The sequence below is a fragment of the Roseicella aerolata genome, from assembly GCF_020523605.1.
GTDB classification, from domain to species: Bacteria; Pseudomonadota; Alphaproteobacteria; order Acetobacterales; family Acetobacteraceae; genus Paracraurococcus; species Paracraurococcus aerolatus.
The window spans coordinates 15,502-31,469 of record NZ_JAJAQI010000008.1 but is presented as its reverse complement, the minus strand read 5'-3'; the positions used below and the strand labels follow the sequence as shown (position 1 = coordinate 31,469).

Below are 15,968 nucleotides of genomic sequence, written 5' to 3'. Positions count from 1 at the left end.
TGGTATAGTCGTGCAACCCATTTCAGGAAAGGATTGGCTGCGGCGGCATCGTCTCAGGCGGCAGATCCGCGATCAGCGACGCCAGGGTCCGGCCAAGGCCAGGATGGACCCAGTGCGGAGCAACGTCCCGCAGCGGCTCGAGCACGAAGCGGCGGAGATGCGCGCGCGGATGTGGCAGGATCGGGTCGGGGCCGTCGCGGCAGAGGCCGTCGAGGTCGATGAGGTCAAGGTCGAGGCTCCGCGGGGCGTTGGGATAGGGCCGCTGCCGGCCCGCCCGGTCTTCGATGGCATGGAGCGCGGCGAGCAGGTGCGCGGGATCGTCCACGGCACCCTCCAGCCGCGCCACGCCATTGACGAAGTCGGGCGCGCCCGGCATGGCTGGAACCGGCGCGGTTCGGTACCAGCGCGAGAGCGCCCGCAGCCGGAGGCCGGGCAGGCGATCGAGCGCGGCAGCCGCGGCACGGCAGGTTTCGAGAGGCGATGACCCGCGGGAATCCGGGACATTCGCCCCCAAGGCGATAATGATCACGATTTTCTCGCTTCCGGATGGATGATCCTATACTAGGATGGAAAGGTGCCTTCCCGGCATGCGTCACATTTCGAGAGCCCACAGCTTGCAGCCCGAACGCATCGAACGCGTGGCCGTCTTCATCGATGGCGCCAACCTCTACGCGGCCTCGCGAACCCTCGGGTTCGACGTGGACTACAAGAACCTGCTGGCCTATTTCCGGCAGCGTTCCTACCTCATCCGCGCCTACTACTACACGGCGCTGCTGGAGACGGAGGAGTACTCCCCGCTCCGGCCGCTGGTGGATTGGCTGGGGTATAACGGCTACTCCGTGGTCACCAAGCCGGCCAAGGAGTTCACCGACGCGACCGGCCGCCGCCGCGTGAAGGGCAGCGTGGATATCGAGATGGCGGTCGATGTCCTCGACCTCACCCCGCATCTCGACCATGTCGTGATCTTCTCCGGGGATGGCGACCTGCGCCGGCTGGTGGAAGCCGTGCAGCGCCGCGGCGTGCGGGTGACGGTGATCTCCACCATCCGCACCCAGCCGGCGATGATCGCGGACGATCTCCGCCGTCAGGCGGATGCTTTCCTCGATCTCTCGGAACTGGCCGAGCACATCACCCGCCGCCAGGTCGAGCCGCGCCCCCGGACCGGCCCGCTCGGCCCCCGTCCGATGCCGGTCCGCGCCACGCCGGCCGAGCCCTTCCGCGAGACGCCCGACCTGCCGGAGTGATACCCGCCCGCATAAATCCTGACCTGCAGCCGCCGCAGGCGGCTGAGCGCCCGAACGGCCGGGCCCCCATGGAAGATGCCACCGGCATCTTCCATGGGCACCGGGGGCGCCGCGCCAAGTGGCGCGTAGCCAAGCCGCAGAGCGGCGCCGGCGACTGAGGCCGAATAAATGCGTCAGCATTTATGCGGGTTGGTATGAGAGGCCGGCGACGATCGCGGCCGCGGGGCGTTGCGGCCGGCGATGACGCCGGAGCCCGAACAGCCGCCGCGCGACTGCCCGCTCTGCCCGCGGCTCGCGGCGCTGCGCATGGCCAATCGCGCCGCCTTTCCGGACTGGCACAATGCCCCGGTTCCCTCCTGGGGGCCGCGCGAATCGCGCATCCTCGTGCTCGGCATGGCGCCCGGGCAGCGCGGGGCGAACCGCACCGGGCGCCCCTTCACCGGCGACCATGCGGGCAGGCTGCTCTATGCCACGCTGGTCGGATGCGGGCTTGCCAGCGGCGTCTACGAGGAACGGCCGGATGACGGGCTGGCGCTGACCGGCTGCCGCATCACCAATGCCGTGCGTTGCGTGCCCCCGGCCAACCTGCCGGAACCGGCCGAGGTCAGGGCCTGCAACGGCTTCCTCGCCGGCGAACTGGCGGCGATGCCGAATCTGCGGGTGGTTCTGGCGCTCGGCGTGCTGGCGCACAATGCGCTGCTGCGGGTCTTCAAGGTGCCGGCGGCGCGCCTGCCCTTCGGCCATGGCGCGGTGCAGACCCTGCCGGGCGGGCTGCTGGTGGCGGACAGCTACCATGTGAGCCGGTACAACACCTCCACACGCCGGCTGACGGCCGCAATGTTCGAGGCGGTGGTGCGGGAGGTGATCGCGCGGGTGGAAGGCTAGAGCGGATCGCGGAGGAGCATGAACGCCCCGCAGCGTGAATCTGCTCTACAAGCAATGGTCTACAGCGGATTGGCGTTCAGTTCTGAACGCAATCCGCTTTTGGGCGGATTGCGGACGGGCGTGAACACCCGGGCGCGCGAATCCGCTCTTTCGCGCAATGATCTAGACCGGCAGCCTCAGCCGCGCCCGCAACCCGCCCAGCGGGCTCTCCTCCAGCACGATCTCGCCGCCATGCGCCCGCACGATGTCCCGGGCGATGGCGAGGCCAAGGCCCGTGCCGTTCGGGGAGCCGCTGTGGAAGGGCTTGAAGGCCCCTTCCCGCTCGGCCGCCGGGATGCCCGGCCCGTCGTCATCCACCGTCACCTCGGCCCAGAGCGCGGCCGGCACGCCCCCCGGTCCGCCGAGCCCGGTGCGCGGCGATGTCCGCACCCCGACCGCGATGCGCCGGGCATGCCGCCGGGCATTGTCCACGAGGTTGCCGAGGCAGCGGCGTACCGCATCCGGCCGCAGCCGCATCGAGAGCGCCTCGGGCGCCGCCACCTCCACCACCGCGCCGGCGCGGCGGGCACTGGCCGCCACGTCCTGCACCAGCTCGACCAGATCGGCCGGGCGCGCCTGCTCCGTCCCCTCCCCCCGCGCGAAGGCGAGATAGGCGGCGGTCATCCGCTCCATCTCCTCGACATCCTGGCCGAGCGCCGCTAGGTCCTCCTCCATCTCGGGCGTGCGCGGCAGCATGGCGAGCGCGAGCCGCATGCGGGTCAGCGGCGTGCGGAGGTCGTGGCTGATGCCGGCCAGCATCTCCGTCCGCTGGCCGACGAAGCGGCGGATGCGCTCCTGCATGCGGTTGAAGGCCGCCGCCGCCTGGCGCACCTCGCTCGCCCCCTCCGGCTTCATCGGGCCGACATCGCGGCCGAGGCCGAAGGCCTCCGCCGCATCGGCCAGGCGCCGGATCGCCCGCACCTGGTTCTTCATGAAGAGCACGGCGATGCCGGACAGCAGCAGCGCCGAGCCGGCCAGCCAGATGACGAAGAGATAGAGCGTCGCGGTGAAGAGCCGCTTCCGCGGCGCCTCCACATGCAGCACGCCCTCGGGCAGCTGGACGCGGATGATCACGCTGCGCGAATCGCTCTGCCAGTCCGTGTCGAAGGGCAGCCGCACGCGCTCGCGCAGGGCGTTGTTCAGGTCCTCCTCCAGCGGCAGCAGCGGCAGGCTGGCCGGGCGGGCGACGGACTGGATGCGTGCCCCCTCCTCGAAGGCCAGGGCCAGGTCGAGCCGCCAGGCGGCCTCGCGGAAGATCCAGGCGCGCTCCTCCGGCGCCTCGCGCCGCACCAGCTCGACCAGCAGGGCGACATCGCCGGCGACGCCGCCGGCGAGGCGGCGCGAGATGACATCGAGATGGCCGCCATAGAAGAGCTGCAGCGCCACCGCCTGCAGCATCAGGATCGGCACCAGGATGATCAGCACCGAGCGGCCGAGCAGGCCGCGCGGCAGCAGGGCGCGCAGCGCGCGGCCCAGAGGTCTGCCGGCTTCCCGCGCGCTCATGCCAGGGGATGTCCGGGCTGGCGCAGCCGCACGGCCGCCGGCGGCGGCAGGCCGTGGACGCGGCCGCCCGCCCGGCGGCGCGCCCGCGGGTCCGGCGCCGCCCCGGACCATGGCCGGCGGGTTTGCGGGCGGGCCGGCATCATGGCCCGGGCCGCAGCACATAGCCGCGGTGGCGCACCGTATGCAGGAAGCGCGGCTCGCGCGGATCGGGCTCGATCTTCCGGCGCAGCCGCGTCACCTGCACGTCCACGGCACGCTCGCCCGCCTCGGGCGTGCCGAGGGCGGCGGCGATCTCCTCGCGGCTCAGCACCTCCCCGGCGCGGCGGGCGAGGGCCGCCAGCAGGGCCGCCTCCCCGCCCGTCAGGCGGATGGTGCCGTCCGGCCCGCGGAGCTCGGACCGCTCGGCATCGAACCAGCGCATGCCGAGCTGGACCGGCGCCTGCGGCAGCAGCGCCGGCATGGGCGGGGCGGCGCGGCGCAGGATGGTGCGGATCCGCAGCGCAAGCTCGCGCGGGTCGAAGGGTTTGGCGAGATAGTCGTCGGCGCCCATCTCGAAGCCCGCCACGCGGTCATCCGGCCCGCCGCGCGCGGTCAGCATCAGGACGGGCACGTCCTTGCCGCCGCGCCGCAGCGATTCGACCAGCTCCAGCCCGGTCTCGCCCGGCATCATCACGTCCAGCACCAGCAGGTCGAAGGCCATGGCGGACAGCGCGGCGCGCGCCGCGGCGGCATCGGCGGCGGCCGTCACCCGGAAACCCTGCTCGGCCAGGAAGCGCTGCAGCAGCGCGCGCAGCCTGGCATCGTCGTCCACCACCAGCAGATGGGCGTTCTCGGCGGCAAACTCGGCCGGCATGTCCTGCGTGGTCCCCCACCCTGGCGCACCGGGCCGTGCCCGCCCGTGATGCGCGACTCCATCGATAGACTCGCACAAGGCCCGGCGCCAGGGCGAGAGCCGATCGCCGCGGGGCGAGGCGCCCCCGCCCGCCCGACAGACCGGGCGCGGCGTCAGCCGGTCCGGGCGAGAGGGGGAGGGCCGGGCCGCGCCGGGGCGGGCTGCTCCAGCCGCTCGAGCTGCGCCCGCGCTTCCGGCCCCATCAGGCCGCGCATGACGCGGCGGAAACCCTCCACCGCGACCGGCCCGGCCTCCCGGTAGGCGCGCATGACCCATTCGCGCTGCCGCTCGAAGAGCCGGCGCTCCAGCGCCTCCCCCTTCGGGGTGAGCGAAAGCAGGCGCTGGCGGCGGTCGTTGCGGCCGGTCGCCTGCACGACATAGTCCTGCTCCACCAGCGGGTTGAGCACGCGGGCGAGCGACTGCTTGGTGATGCCGAGGATGCCGAGCAGCTCCCCCACCGTGATGCCCGGGCGGCGGCCGACGAAATGCAGCACGCGGTGATGGGCGCGCCCCATCCCGAGTTCGGCGAGGATCTGGTCGGCACCGGCGGTGAAGTCGCGGTAGCCGAAGAAGAGCAGGTCCTGGGCGAGGCGCAGCTCCTCCTCCCGCAGGAAGAGCAGGTTGCGGCCGGCGCCGACGGGGGCCCCCATCTGCGCCTCGGCCCCGCCCTTCTGGTCCGCCGGCTTCGGATCGGTCTGGTCCGGCATGGCTGGCATGCTGCCCCTTCGGGCCTCCTGTTTGGTCAGCAACGTTGACACATTTTTCCAACCTGGTCTAGTTTCGCCCGGCTGCAAGCAACGATATTGCGGAGAACGCTCTCATGGCGTTGGTTCCTTGCGAGGACCGGGCTGGCTGGATCCGGCGGACCGGACAGGTACGCCGTCCGCGAGGGGTACGGCCCAGCATCCTGTCGCATGGCCGGCCGGGTTGCGTCAGCCAGGCTGCCGAACCCGCCGGCCAGGGCTGACGGAGACATGCGGCCGGGACGTCCCGCGCGCGGCATCGCGCCGGCCGCTCTCCTGGCCGCGCCCCCTGGTCGCGCCCCCTGGTCGCGCCATGACCCGCCAGGCAGGCCGGCCGGCCTGACCGCCTGAACCCTGCAGGACTTGCCGCGGCGCCCGGGGATTATCCGGGCGATGCCGGCATGACCTGCCGCTCCACCCCTTGCGCGCCATCGGGCCGCAAGCACGAAACCGCAGAAGGACACGCAGGATGGGCCAGTTCCCGATCACCCGCACCACCACGCCGAAGCAGAAGCCCGCGGATGACGCGCTCGCCTTCGGCAAGGTGCTGACCGACCACATGTTCCTGATGGAGTACAATGAGGGCAAGGGCTGGCACTCGCCGCGCATCGTCCCTTACGGCCCGCTCAGCCTCGACCCCGCCACCTCCGTGCTGCATTACGGCCAGGCGATCTTCGACGGGCTGAAGGCCTTCCGCAGCGAGGATGGCCGGATCCGCCTGTTCCGCGCCGACCGGCATGCCGAGCGCTTCAATCGCTCCGCGAAGATCATGTGCATGCCGGAACTGCCCGTCGACATCATCCGCCAGAGCTTCGACGCGCTGGTGGGCCTCGAGCATGACTGGGTGCCGCGCAAGCCGGGCACCGCGCTCTATATCCGCCCGACCATCATCGCCACCGACGTGATGCTGGGCGTGCATCCCGCGCACAGCTACCTCTATTTCCTGATCCTCTCGCCGGTCGGCACCTACTACAAGGAAGGCGTGAAGCCGGTGCGGATCCTGGCCTCCGACAGCCATGTCCGCGCCGTGAAGGGCGGCACCGGCGAGGCCAAGACGGCAGCCAACTATGCGGCCAGCCTCGCGGGACAGCGGGATGCCGAGGCGGCGGGCTACACCCAGGTGCTCTACCTGGACGGCGTGCAGCGCAAGTACCTGGATGAGGTCGGCACCATGAACATCATGGTCCGCATCGGCGACGAGGTGATCACCCCGCCGCTCGCCGGCACCATCCTGGACGGCGTCACCCGCAACAGTGCGCTGCAGCTCATGCGCGACTGGGGCCTCACGGTCAGCGAGCGCCCGATCACCATCGACGAGGTGATGCAGGCCGGCCGCGACGGCACGCTGCGCGAGATGTGGGGCACCGGCACCGCCGCCGTGGTCTCGCCGGTCGGCACGCTCGGCTACAAGGGCGAGGACATCACCATCAATGGCGGCCAGACCGGCGAGCTGACGCAGAAGCTCTACGACACCATCACCGGCATCCAGTACGGGCGCAGCAACGACCCGCATGGCTGGACCAGCCTGGTACCGGTGGAGCGGGGCTGATGCACCGGGGCGGCGCGTGACGGAGGGCGCCGCCTGGTTCGCCTCGGCGGCCGGCTTCGCGGTCGCGATGTCGGCGACGCCGGGGCCGAACAATGCGCTGGCCGCCGCGACGGCCGCGAATTTCGGCCTGCGGCGCAGCCTGCCGATGGTGCTCGGGGTCTCCATCGGCTTCCCCGTCATGCTGGTTCTGGTGGCCTTCGGCGCGGCCGAGCTGCTGCGCGGGGTGCCGGAGGTGATGCTGGTGCTGCGCTGGGTGGGCGCGGCCTGGATGCTCTGGCTTGCCTGGCAGATCGCCACCGCCGCCCCGGCGGCGACGGGCATGGCGGCCGGGCGACCGATGACCTTGCTGCAGGCGGCGCTGTTCCAGTGGGTGAACCCCAAGGCCTGGATCATCGCGGCGGGGGCTATCGCCACCTATACCGGCGGCACCGGCGGGCTGCGGCGCGAGGCGCTGGTGCTGGCGGCGATGTTCGCCGTCGCGGCCTTCGGCAGCCTGCTCGGCTGGGCGGCGCTCGGCGCCGGGACGGCGCGGCTGCTGCGCAGCCCGCAGGCGCTGCGCTGGTTCAACCGCGTGATGGCCGCGCTGCTGGTGTTGAGCCTGATCCCGGTCGTCACGGGCTGACTCAGGCCGGTCCAGGGGTCGCTGGCCCCTGGCAGGGGGTGCGGGGGACAGCGTCCCCCGCGTCTCACGGCGCCGGATCCAGCCCCGTGCTCCGGATCGCATCATGCGCCGCGGGCGACCGCAGGAAGGCGACGAGTTCTCGCGCCGCTTCCGGCTGCTCGGGCCTCACGGTGTATCCCGCCGAGAAAGCGGTGACGCGCTGCAACGCCTCCGGCAGCGGCCCGACATAATCGGCGCCGGGGATGCCGAGAATTTCGCTCACCTGCTGGAAGCCGATCTCGGCCTCCCCGCGCGCCACCACGGCGGCGACGCGCTCGCTCAGGATGCGGCGGGATTTCGGCAGCACCTCGTCGGCGATGCCGAGACGCTGGACCATCTCAGTGGCGAAGTAGACCCCGCTCGCGCTGGCGGAATAGGCGATGGACCTCGCCTCCAGCAGCATGCGCCGCACCGCCTCGGGCGTGCTGATATCCGGCTTCGGCGCGCCGGCTGGCACGGCGACCCCGATGCGGGAGAGGACGAGGTCGGTGCGGCTGCCCGGCAGCAGCCGCCCCTCGGCGATCAGCCGGTCGATCGCCTCCCCGGCGATGATGACGACATCCGCCGCCTCGCCCCGCGCCAGGCGGTTCGGGATGGCATCGGGCGCATTGCCCATGGAGGCGCCGAGGGCGAGCCGGATGCTGTGGCCGGTGGCCTTCTCGAATTCCGGGATCAGCAGGCGGAGCGCGGCGGTGAAGCCGCCGGAGCTCATGACCTTGAGCTCGGCCGCGCCCGCGGCGCCGGCGAGCAGCGGCAGGGCCGCGAGCGCGGCCAGCAGGGCGCGGCGGCCCGGTGCGATGAGGCGCATGGATCACGTCCCCAGGACAATGCTTGCCGGCCATTCGGCCCCACGGCCCGTGGGCCGGCAAGCCCCCGCGGATCAGCCGAAGGCGCGCCAGGCCAGCCAGAGCCCGACCAGCCCGAGCGCCACCTGGATGATGCTGCGGAAGCGCGCCTCCGGCATCGCCTTCCGCACCCGCGTGCCTATGCCCATCCCGAGGAAGGCCGGCGCCACGCCGATGAGCGAGGCGAGGCCGAGATCGGGCGGCAGCAGGCCATGCCCCGCCATGCCGAGCGCGAGGGTCAGTGTCGCCACCAGCGCGCCGAGGCCGAAGCCCTGTACGAAATGCTGCGGCGGCAGCTTCAGCGCTGCCAGATAGGGTGCCGGCGGCATCAGGAAGCTGCCGGTCATGCCGGTGAGGACGCCGCCCAGGCCCCCGATCAGGGGGGAGAGCCAGCGCTCCCGCCGTTCCCCCGGCTGCGGCAGGGGCAGGCCGGCCAGCGCGAGCGCGGCCGAGGCGATCAGCAGCAGCCCGAGCAGGCCGGAGAGCAGCAGCGCATCGGCGCGGGCGAGGATGCCGGCGCCGGCCAGCGTCCCGATGACCGCCGCCAGCAGGAAGGACCAGAGCCGCCGCAGCACCGGCCTGAGCGCCGGCCCGACCAGGGACTGCCAGATATTGGTGGCCAGCGTCGGCATCAGCATCAGCGCCATCGCCTCGGGCAGCGGGCGGGTCAGCGCGAGCAGGCCGAGGGTCACGGTCGGCAGGCCGAAGCCGGCCACGCCCTTGACGAAGCCGGCGATGGTGAAGGCGCCGAGGATGAAGGCCGCCTCGGCGAGGTCGAAGGACGTCATGCGGGCGCAAGACTAGCCGCCGCGCGGGGCGGACGAAACGGGCTGCGGCGAAGCGTCAGGACGCGGGCGCGGCCAGCGCGGCCTCGATCGCCTGGAGCATCTCCCGCGAGTCCGGCGCGGTCCGGGTCGGGAAGCCGCGCACCGTGCGGCCATCCCGCGCCACCAGGTATTTGTGGAAATTCCAGCGCGGCGGTCCGCCGCCCCGCTCCGCCAGGAAGGCATAGAGCGGCACGGCCTGCGGGCCGCGGATGCGCGAGACCGTCGTCATCGGGAATTCGACGTTGTAGTTGGCCTCGCAGAACTCCCTGATCGTCCGGTTGTCGGCGCTCTCCTGGTTGAAATCCTGCGAGGGCACGCCGAGTACGACCAGGCCGCGCGGGCCATAGGTCTCGTGCAGCGTCTGGAGACCGGCATATTGCGGGGTGTAGCCGCAGAAGCTGGCGGTGTTCACCACCAGCACCGGCCGGCCACGGAAGGCGCCGAGGTCGAGCGGCCCGCCCTCGATCGCCTCCATCCGGAAGTCGAAGATCGTCCCGCCGGCCGCCATGGCCCCGCCCGCCATCAGTACGCCGCCCAGGATGAGCGCCGCGCGCCGCCCCGCCTCAGCCATAGCGCTCCTCCCGCCAGGGATCGCCGTAATTGTGGTAGCCGCGCACCTCCCAGAAGCCCGGGCGGTCGTCCCGCAGCAGTTCGATCCGGGTGACCCATTTCGGGCTCTTCCAGAAATAGAGATGCGGGATGACGACGCGCACCGGCCCGCCATGCTGCCGGGTCAGGGGCTGGCCCTCCCAGGAATGCACCAGCAGCACCTCGTCCTGCGTGAAATCCTCCAGCGGGACATTGGTGGTGTAGCCGTCATAGGAGGTGAAGGAGACGAAGCGCGCCTCCTCCTTCGGCCGGGCCATCTCCACCAGGTCGCGGGCGCGCACGCCCTGCCAGCGGTTGTCGTAGCGGCTCCACTGCGTGACGCAGTGGATGTCGTTGGTGAGTTCCGTCTGCGGCAGGGCCATGAACTCGTCGAGGGTCAGGCGGAGCGGCGCCTGCACCAGTCCCTCGACGCGCAGCCGCCAGCGGTCGGGCGAGACATCCGGCTGCACGCCGAGATCGAGCACCGGCCAGTCCTTGACGAGTGTCTGGCCGGGCGGCAGGCGGTCGCGGGCCGGGTCGCCCCCAAGGGGATAGGCATTGCCGGTCAGCAGCCGGCCCTCGCGGGCCCAGGCCTGCTTGCTCTCGACCAGCTTCTCCCGGACCTTGCCGGTCACGGGCACGTCATCGTCTGGATTCTCTGCCTCGGCGGCCATGGCGCTCTCCTGCGGTCCTTAGGTGCCAGCGACGCCGGCGGATGCAAGGGGCCGCCGGAGGCGGGCGGCGGGATTGGGGGCTACCCCTTCTCCCGCATCAGCCGCGCCTTGTCGCGCGCCCAGTCCCGGGCCGCGATCGCCGCGCGCTTGTCGTGCTTCTTCCGTCCCTCGGCAAGGCCGAGCAGCACCTTGGCCCGGCCACGGTCGTTGAAGTGGATCTGCAAGGGGACCAGCGTGGTGCCTTCGCGGGTGATGCTGCCGATCAGTTCCCGCACCTGCCTCCGGTGCAGCAGCAGCTTGCGCGGCCGCCGCGGCTCGAATCGCGCCACCATGCTGCCGGCCTGCCATTCCGGGATGGTGCAGTTGAACAGCCACATCTCGCCATCGCGCTCGCCCGCCCAGGCCTCGGCCAGCGTGGCGCGGCCAGCGCGCAGCGACTTCACCTCCGGCCCCACCAGGGCGAGGCCGGCCTCGATCGTCTCGCCGATCGTGTAGTCGTGCCGCGCCTTGCGGTTCTGCGCGGCGATGCCGTGCGAGATGAGGGTCTTCTTTTTCTTCTCGGCCATGGTGTTATCCGGCGGCCCGGCTCACGCTGCGCGTCGCAGGCGACGCTCCGCGACCGGGCCGCATCAGTTCAAGAGGCCCACCGACACCATCGCGTCCCGCACCTTCTGCTTGGTCGCGGGCATCAGCGGGGCGAGCGGCAGGCGGCAATGCTCGCTGGTCTTGCCCAGCAGGCTGGCGGCGTATTTCACCGGGCCGGGCGAGGTCTCGGAGAACAGCGCGTCATGCAGCGGCACCAGGCGGTCCTGGATCGCCATCGCCTCCGAAAGCTGCCCCTGCCGCCAGGCCTTGTGCATCTCCGCGCAGAGCCGCGGCGCGACATTGGCCGTCACGCTGATGCAGCCATGGCCGCCGGCGGCGTTGAAGGACAGCGCGGTGTGGTCCTCGCCCGAGAGCTGGATGAACTCCTCCCCGCAGGCCCGCTTCGTGTGCAGCGGGCGGGTGAGGTTCGCCGTCGCGTCCTTCACGCCGACGATGTTCCGGTGCTTCGCCAGCCGCGCCATGGTCTCGACCGACATGTCGATCACGCTGCGGCCGGGGATGTTGTAGATGAAGAGCGGCAGGTCCACGGCATCGGCGATCGCCGTGAAATGCAGGAACAGCCCTTCCTGCGTCGGCTTGTTGTAATAGGGCGTCACCACCAGCGTGGCATCGGCGCCGGCCTTCCTGGCATGCCGCGCGAAGTCGATCGCCTCGGCCGTGCTGTTGCTGCCCGCGCCGGCGATGACCGGCACCCGGCCCTTCGCCGCCTCGACGCAAAGCTCGACGACGCGCTTGTGCTCCTCATGCGACAGGGTCGGGCTCTCGCCGGTGGTCCCGACCGGGATCAACCCCTCGGTGCCCTCGGCGATCTGCCACTCCACCAGCTCGACGAAGGCCTTGTCGTCCAAGGACCCGTCGCTGCGCATCGGCGTGATCAGCGCGACCATCGATCCCTTGAACATCTGGCGTTCCTCCGGAGGAGCTGTTCTGTGCCCGTTGCGACCGGGCGCGTGGCATGTGGCGCAGGACGCGCCCTGCGGTCGTGAACCTAGTCACCGGGCATCACAGGGGCAAGGGCGGGCTGGCCGCAGGCGCCGGATCGGTCACACACTGGCACCGGAATTGCCCTAGATAGCCGGCATGCCAGCGAAAATGCGCCGCCGTCCCCTGCTCGCCCTGTCCCTCCTCCCGGCCCTGGCCCCCGCCGCCGCCCCTGCCCAGCCTCCGGCGCTGGCGGGCGGAGAGGCGATGCGCGCCGCCGGCCGCCAGGCCGTCGCCCTGGCCAATGCCCAGCGCTGGGCGGAGGCCGAAGCGGCGGCGCAATCGGCCGACCCGCTGATCCGCCAATACGTCACTTGGCTCCGCCTGCAGCAGCGCGGCCAGGCCGCCGGCGCCGCCGAGATCATCGGCTTCGCCCTTGGCCATCCCGAATGGCCGGGGCAGGAGGTGCTCGGGCGACGGGTGGAGGAGATGCTGGCCCTCGACCCCGATGACGGCCTCGCCGCCCAGTGGTTCGCCGCCCGCGTGCCGCGGACGCTCGAGGGCTACCAGCGCCTGGCCGATGCCCTGCTCCGCGCCGGCCGGGGCGTGGAGGCAGCCACCCTGCTCGGCACCGGCTGGGCGGAGGCGCCGGCCGATCCGGTGGCCGAGCCCACCTACCTCGCCCGCAACGCTGCCCTGCTGACGCCGGAGCAGCATGCCCGGCGCTTCGACCGGCTGGCCCTGGCGCGCGAGAGCGCCGCCGCGGCCCGGGTGCTGCCCTATCTGGAGCAGGCCCGCCAGGGCGCCGCCGCCGCGCGCCTCGCCTATGCCGCCGACCGGCCGGAAGCCGACAGCCCCGGCCTGGCCGCCGCCGCCCCCGCCGATCCGGGCCTGACGCTGGAGCGCGCCCGCTGGCTCCGCCGCCGCGACCAGGACCAGGAGGCCGCCGCCGCCTTCGCCGCCGGCGAGCGCATGGTGCCCATCCCGCCGCCCGAGACCGCCCGCGCCGCCTGGGCGGAGCGGCAGATCCTCGCCCGCAAGCTGCTGCGCCTGGGCGATCCGCGCGCCGCCTATGCCGCCTGCGCCGGTCACGGCATCCGCGCCCCGGGCGAGCCGCGGCAGGATGCCGAGTTCCTGGCCGGCTTCATCGCGCTGCGCTTCCTGCGCGACGCGGCGGTGGCCGAACGGCATTTCGCCCGCCTCGGGGAGGACAGCCGCAGCGTCATCACCCGCGCCCGCAGCCTCTACTGGCAGGGCCGCGCCGCGGCGGCGCAGGGGGCGGGCGGGCGGGCGGCGGAACGCTACCGCGTCGCGGCCGATCTCCCCCTCGCCTTCTATGGCCAGCTCGCGGCCCTGACGCTGGGCGAGGATGGCGCCGCCCTCTCCGCCCGCATCGCCCGCGCCCCGGCGCCGCAGCCGAGCGCCGCGCAGGCACAGGCCTTCGCCGCGCGGGAGCCGGCGCGGGTGGTGCTGGCACTGGCCGAGATCGGCGAGAGCCGCCGCGCCCGCCCCTTCCTGCTGCGGCTGGAGGACCTGGCGGCCGAGCCGGCGGAGAAGATCCTGGCCGCCCGGCTGGCGCAGCGCATCGGCCGGCCGGACCATGCCGTCTGGGTGGTGCGCCGCGCCGGCGCCAGCGGGCTGATGGCGCTGGCCGAGGGCTGGCCCACCCCCTACCCCGCCCCGCCCGAGGGGCCGGAGCCGACCCTGATCCATGCCGTGACCCGGCAGGAGAGCAATTTCGACCCGGAGGCGGTCTCCCCGGCCAATGCGCGGGGCCTCATGCAGCTCCTCCCCGCCACGGCGGCGTCAGTGGCGAAACGGCTCGGCCTCAGGCATCAGGTGGGGATGCTGACCAGCGACACCGCCCACAACATGCGGCTCGGCGCCGCCTATCTCGACCAGCTCCTCGGCCGCTTCGGCGGGACGCTGCCCTATGCCATCGCCGGCTACAATGCCGGGCCGAACCGGGTGGAGGAATGGCTCGGCACCTATGGCGACCCTCGCGGCGGCGGCGTCGCCATGCTCGACTGGATGGAGCAGATCCCCTTCGCCGAGACCCGCAACTACGTCCAGCGGGTGATCGAGAACATGGCGATCTACCGCGCGCTCGATCCGCGCGCGGCCGGGCTGGAACACCCGATGGCACAGTGGCTGCGGGCGGCGGGCTGATGGCGCCGCGCCGCCGCGCCTTCAGCGCCCGGGACGGGCTGCGCCTCTCGGCGCTGGACTGGGACGGCCCGCAGGGCGCGACGCCCCTGCTCTGCCTCTCCGGCATCGCCCGCTCCTCCCTCGACTTCCTGCGGGTGGCCGAGCGCTACCGGGGCCGGCGGCGCATCGTGGCGCTGGACTATGCCGGGCATGGCGAGAGCGCGCGCGCCGCCGACCCGCGGCGTTACCTGCCGGAACGGGTGGCGGGCGATGTGCTGGACGCCATGGCGGCACTCGGCCTGCACCGCGTCGCGCTGCTCGGCACCAGCTTCGGCGGCATCCTCGGCATGGTGCTCGGGACCCTGCGGCCGGGCGCGCTGGCCGGGCTGGCGCTGAACGATATCGGGCCGGCCCTGGACTCCGCGGGGCTCGACCCGATCAGCGACCTCATCGGCCGCGATCCGGGCTTCGCCAGGCTGGAGGAGGCGATCCCCTTCCTCAAGGCGCGCCTGCCGCCACTCGGCATCCCCGAGGATGGCTGGGAGGACCTGGCCGCGCGCACCTATGCCCCTGGCGCGGACGGGCGCTGGCACCCGCGCTGGGACATCCGCATCGCCGGGCTGCTGCCGAAGCCGGGTGACCCGGCGCCGGATTTCTGGCCGCTCTTCCGCGCCATCCCGCCCGTCCCGTCGCTGCTGGTCTGGGGCGAGGCGAGCGCGCTGCTGGGCCTGGCGACGGTGCGCGCGATGCGGGCGGCGCGCCCCGGCATGGCGCTATGCGCCCTGCCCGGCATCGGCCATGCGCCGACCCTGAACGACCCGCCGGCCCTGGCCGCGCTGGACCGCTGGCTGGCGGCGATGCCGTGAGCCCGGGACAGCGCACGGCCTGGCTGGTCGCCACCATGGGCGGCGTCGGGCGGCTGCGGCCGGCGCCCGGCACCTGGGGCTCGGCGGTGGTGCTGCCGGCGGTCTTCCTCGGGCCGTTCGCCTGCCTGCTGCTCGGGCTGGTGCTGACCGTGCTCGGCTGGTGGGCGACGAGGCGCATGCTGGGCGAGGACACGAACGCCGATCCGAGCTGGGTGGTGGTGGATGAGGGCGCGGGGCAGTTGCTGGCGCTGGCCGCCCTGCCCGCGGAGGCCGGGGCGCGGGGCGTGATCCTGGCCTTCCTGCTCTTCCGGCTGTTCGATATCACCAAGCCCGGCCCGGTCGGCTGGGCAGACCGGCAGCATGGCGCGCGCGGCGTCATGCTGGACGATGTGGTGGCCGGCCTGCTGGCCGCGCTGCTGGTGCTGGTGCTGGCGGCCATGCTGCCGGAGGGGAGCTTGTGATGCTGCCGCAGGAGACGCTGGAGGAGGCCAGGGCGCTGCTGGCGCTGCTGGAATCGCGCGGGCTGCGGCTCGCCACCGCCGAGAGCTGCACCGGCGGGCTGATCGCCGCGGCGCTGACCGCCATCGCCGGCAGTTCCGCCGTCGTCACCCATGGCTTCGTCACCTATTCGAACGAGGCGAAGCGGGACGTGCTGGACGTGCCCTGGGGCGTGCTGGAGGGCTATGGCGCGGTCAGCGACAGCGTGGCGCGGCGCATGGCGGAAGGCGCGCTGGCCCGCAGCGGCGCGGATGTGGCGGTGAGCTGCACCGGCATCGCCGGGCCGGGCGGGGCGACCCCGGGCAAGCCGGTGGGCCTCGTCCATCTCGGCGTGGCGATGCGCGGCGAAACACGGGCGATCCGCCGGGTCTTCCCCGGCGACCGCGCGGCAGTGCGGGCAGCGACGGTGGCGGAGGGTTTCGCGCTGGTGCGGGCCATCGCCGGGTAGGGTTGCGGCTGCCGGCCAGGTGGCGGGAGGA

Annotated in this window: 18 protein-coding genes; 8 read left to right on the top strand and 10 right to left on the bottom strand. The window is 72.8% G+C overall.

The genetic code is table 11. The features are described from left to right. Positions 1-22 precede the first annotated feature (22 nt). A complete protein-coding gene (gene folK / locus LHA35_RS06990; RefSeq protein ID WP_226606262.1) occupies positions 23-529 on the bottom strand; it encodes a 2-amino-4-hydroxy-6-hydroxymethyldihydropteridine diphosphokinase in 507 nt (168 codons plus the stop codon). 85 nt (positions 530-614) lie between these two features. Here folK and LHA35_RS06985 point away from each other — a divergent pair, with 85 nt between their 5' ends. Together LHA35_RS06985 and LHA35_RS06980 are read left to right on the top strand one after the other, a co-directional pair. Continuing rightward, entirely contained in the window at positions 615-1,244 is a 630-nt protein-coding gene (locus LHA35_RS06985; protein WP_226606260.1) for a LabA-like NYN domain-containing protein, read from the top strand. A 240-nt stretch (positions 1,245-1,484) separates the two neighbouring features. Next, on the top strand, positions 1,485-2,129 hold the full coding sequence (locus LHA35_RS06980; protein ID WP_226606258.1) for a uracil-DNA glycosylase: 645 nt from the start codon (positions 1,485-1,487) through the stop codon (positions 2,127-2,129). A gap of 162 nt (positions 2,130-2,291) precedes the next feature. Here the strand turns inward: LHA35_RS06980 and LHA35_RS06975 are convergent, their stop codons facing one another. From LHA35_RS06975 to LHA35_RS06965, 3 genes are all read right to left on the bottom strand, one after another. After that, positions 2,292-3,671, bottom strand: coding sequence for an ATP-binding protein (locus LHA35_RS06975; RefSeq protein ID WP_226606256.1), 1,380 nt, complete (start codon positions 3,669-3,671; stop codon positions 2,292-2,294). A 139-nt stretch (positions 3,672-3,810) separates the two neighbouring features. Then, positions 3,811-4,524: a response regulator gene (locus tag LHA35_RS06970; RefSeq protein ID WP_226606252.1), complete on the bottom strand. Its 714-nt coding sequence runs from the start codon at positions 4,522-4,524 to the stop codon at positions 3,811-3,813. 152 nt (positions 4,525-4,676) lie between these two features. Then, a complete protein-coding gene (locus LHA35_RS06965) occupies positions 4,677-5,213 on the bottom strand; it encodes a MarR family winged helix-turn-helix transcriptional regulator (RefSeq protein WP_226606521.1) in 537 nt (178 codons plus the stop codon). 562 nt (positions 5,214-5,775) lie between these two features. Between LHA35_RS06965 and LHA35_RS06960 the strand changes: the two genes are divergently transcribed. Beyond that, positions 5,776-6,855 (top strand): branched-chain amino acid aminotransferase, encoded by a 1,080-nt coding sequence (locus tag LHA35_RS06960; RefSeq protein ID WP_226606249.1) that lies wholly within the window; start codon positions 5,776-5,778, stop codon positions 6,853-6,855. Between the two features lie 16 nt (positions 6,856-6,871). Further along, on the top strand, positions 6,872-7,477 hold the full coding sequence (locus LHA35_RS06955; protein ID WP_226606244.1) for a LysE family translocator: 606 nt from the start codon (positions 6,872-6,874) through the stop codon (positions 7,475-7,477). Positions 7,478-7,541: 64 nt separating this feature from the next. On the opposite strand, the gene LHA35_RS06950 is transcribed toward LHA35_RS06955, so the two are convergent. The 6 genes from LHA35_RS06950 to dapA form a co-directional block, all read right to left on the bottom strand. Beyond that, positions 7,542-8,324: a substrate-binding domain-containing protein gene (locus LHA35_RS06950; protein WP_226606240.1), complete on the bottom strand. Its 783-nt coding sequence runs from the start codon at positions 8,322-8,324 to the stop codon at positions 7,542-7,544. Between the two features lie 72 nt (positions 8,325-8,396). After that, positions 8,397-9,149, bottom strand: a complete 753-nt coding sequence (locus LHA35_RS06945; protein ID WP_226606238.1) for a sulfite exporter TauE/SafE family protein — start codon at positions 9,147-9,149, stop codon at positions 8,397-8,399. Between the two features lie 55 nt (positions 9,150-9,204). Continuing rightward, a complete protein-coding gene (locus tag LHA35_RS06940) occupies positions 9,205-9,711 on the bottom strand; it encodes a glutathione peroxidase (protein WP_456316074.1) in 507 nt (168 codons plus the stop codon). 40 nt (positions 9,712-9,751) lie between these two features. Next, complete coding sequence (locus LHA35_RS06935; protein ID WP_226606234.1) at positions 9,752-10,450, bottom strand: sulfite oxidase-like oxidoreductase; 699 nt, start codon at positions 10,448-10,450, stop codon at positions 9,752-9,754. Between the two features lie 80 nt (positions 10,451-10,530). Next, a complete protein-coding gene (smpB, locus tag LHA35_RS06930; protein ID WP_226606231.1) occupies positions 10,531-11,016 on the bottom strand; it encodes an SsrA-binding protein SmpB in 486 nt (161 codons plus the stop codon). 63 nt (positions 11,017-11,079) lie between these two features. Next, positions 11,080-11,958, bottom strand: a complete 879-nt coding sequence (gene dapA, locus LHA35_RS06925; protein WP_226606228.1) for a 4-hydroxy-tetrahydrodipicolinate synthase — start codon at positions 11,956-11,958, stop codon at positions 11,080-11,082. Between the two features lie 190 nt (positions 11,959-12,148). Between dapA and LHA35_RS06920 the strand changes: the two genes are divergently transcribed. The 4 genes from LHA35_RS06920 to LHA35_RS06905 are packed head-to-tail and all read left to right on the top strand — an operon-like array spanning position 12,149 to position 15,937. Further along, complete coding sequence (locus LHA35_RS06920) at positions 12,149-14,146, top strand: lytic transglycosylase domain-containing protein (RefSeq protein ID WP_226606225.1); 1,998 nt, start codon at positions 12,149-12,151, stop codon at positions 14,144-14,146. Continuing rightward, positions 14,146-14,991, top strand: coding sequence for an alpha/beta fold hydrolase (locus LHA35_RS06915; RefSeq protein ID WP_226606222.1), 846 nt, complete (start codon positions 14,146-14,148; stop codon positions 14,989-14,991). The genes LHA35_RS06920 and LHA35_RS06915 overlap by 1 nt, the downstream gene beginning before the upstream one ends. A 35-nt stretch (positions 14,992-15,026) precedes the next feature. Beyond that, positions 15,027-15,452, top strand: a complete 426-nt coding sequence (locus LHA35_RS06910; RefSeq protein WP_226606517.1) for a phosphatidylglycerophosphatase A family protein — start codon at positions 15,027-15,029, stop codon at positions 15,450-15,452. Next, positions 15,452-15,937 carry a CinA family protein gene (locus LHA35_RS06905; RefSeq protein WP_226606219.1) on the top strand — a complete coding sequence of 162 codons (486 nt, stop codon included), beginning with the start codon at positions 15,452-15,454 and terminating at the stop codon, positions 15,935-15,937. Before LHA35_RS06910 ends, LHA35_RS06905 begins: the two co-directional genes overlap by 1 nt. The last annotated feature ends 31 nt before the right edge of the window (positions 15,938-15,968 follow it).

Coding starts and splice junctions, on each gene's coding strand:
- LHA35_RS06980 (WP_226606258.1), top strand. CDS start 1,485: ATGACGCCGGAGCCCGAACAGCCGCCGCGCGACTGCCCGCTCTGCCCG.
- LHA35_RS06975 (WP_226606256.1), bottom strand. CDS start 3,671: ATGAGCGCGCGGGAAGCCGGCAGACCTCTGGGCCGCGCGCTGCGCGCC.
- LHA35_RS06970 (WP_226606252.1), bottom strand. CDS start 4,524: ATGCCGGCCGAGTTTGCCGCCGAGAACGCCCATCTGCTGGTGGTGGAC.
- LHA35_RS06965 (WP_226606521.1), bottom strand. CDS start 5,213: ATGGGGGCCCCCGTCGGCGCCGGCCGCAACCTGCTCTTCCTGCGGGAG.
- LHA35_RS06960 (WP_226606249.1), top strand. CDS start 5,776: ATGGGCCAGTTCCCGATCACCCGCACCACCACGCCGAAGCAGAAGCCC.
- LHA35_RS06950 (WP_226606240.1), bottom strand. CDS start 8,324: ATGCGCCTCATCGCACCGGGCCGCCGCGCCCTGCTGGCCGCGCTCGCG.
- LHA35_RS06945 (WP_226606238.1), bottom strand. CDS start 9,149: ATGACGTCCTTCGACCTCGCCGAGGCGGCCTTCATCCTCGGCGCCTTC.
- LHA35_RS06940 (WP_456316074.1), bottom strand. CDS start 9,711: ATGGCGGGCGGGGCCATGGCGGCCGGCGGGACGATCTTCGACTTCCGG.
- LHA35_RS06935 (WP_226606234.1), bottom strand. CDS start 10,450: ATGGCCGCCGAGGCAGAGAATCCAGACGATGACGTGCCCGTGACCGGC.
- smpB (WP_226606231.1), bottom strand. CDS start 11,016: ATGGCCGAGAAGAAAAAGAAGACCCTCATCTCGCACGGCATCGCCGCG.
- dapA (WP_226606228.1), bottom strand. CDS start 11,958: ATGTTCAAGGGATCGATGGTCGCGCTGATCACGCCGATGCGCAGCGAC.
- LHA35_RS06920 (WP_226606225.1), top strand. CDS start 12,149: ATGCGCCGCCGTCCCCTGCTCGCCCTGTCCCTCCTCCCGGCCCTGGCC.
- LHA35_RS06915 (WP_226606222.1), top strand. CDS start 14,146: ATGGCGCCGCGCCGCCGCGCCTTCAGCGCCCGGGACGGGCTGCGCCTC.
- LHA35_RS06910 (WP_226606517.1), top strand. CDS start 15,027: ATGGGCGGCGTCGGGCGGCTGCGGCCGGCGCCCGGCACCTGGGGCTCG.
- LHA35_RS06905 (WP_226606219.1), top strand. CDS start 15,452: ATGCTGCCGCAGGAGACGCTGGAGGAGGCCAGGGCGCTGCTGGCGCTG.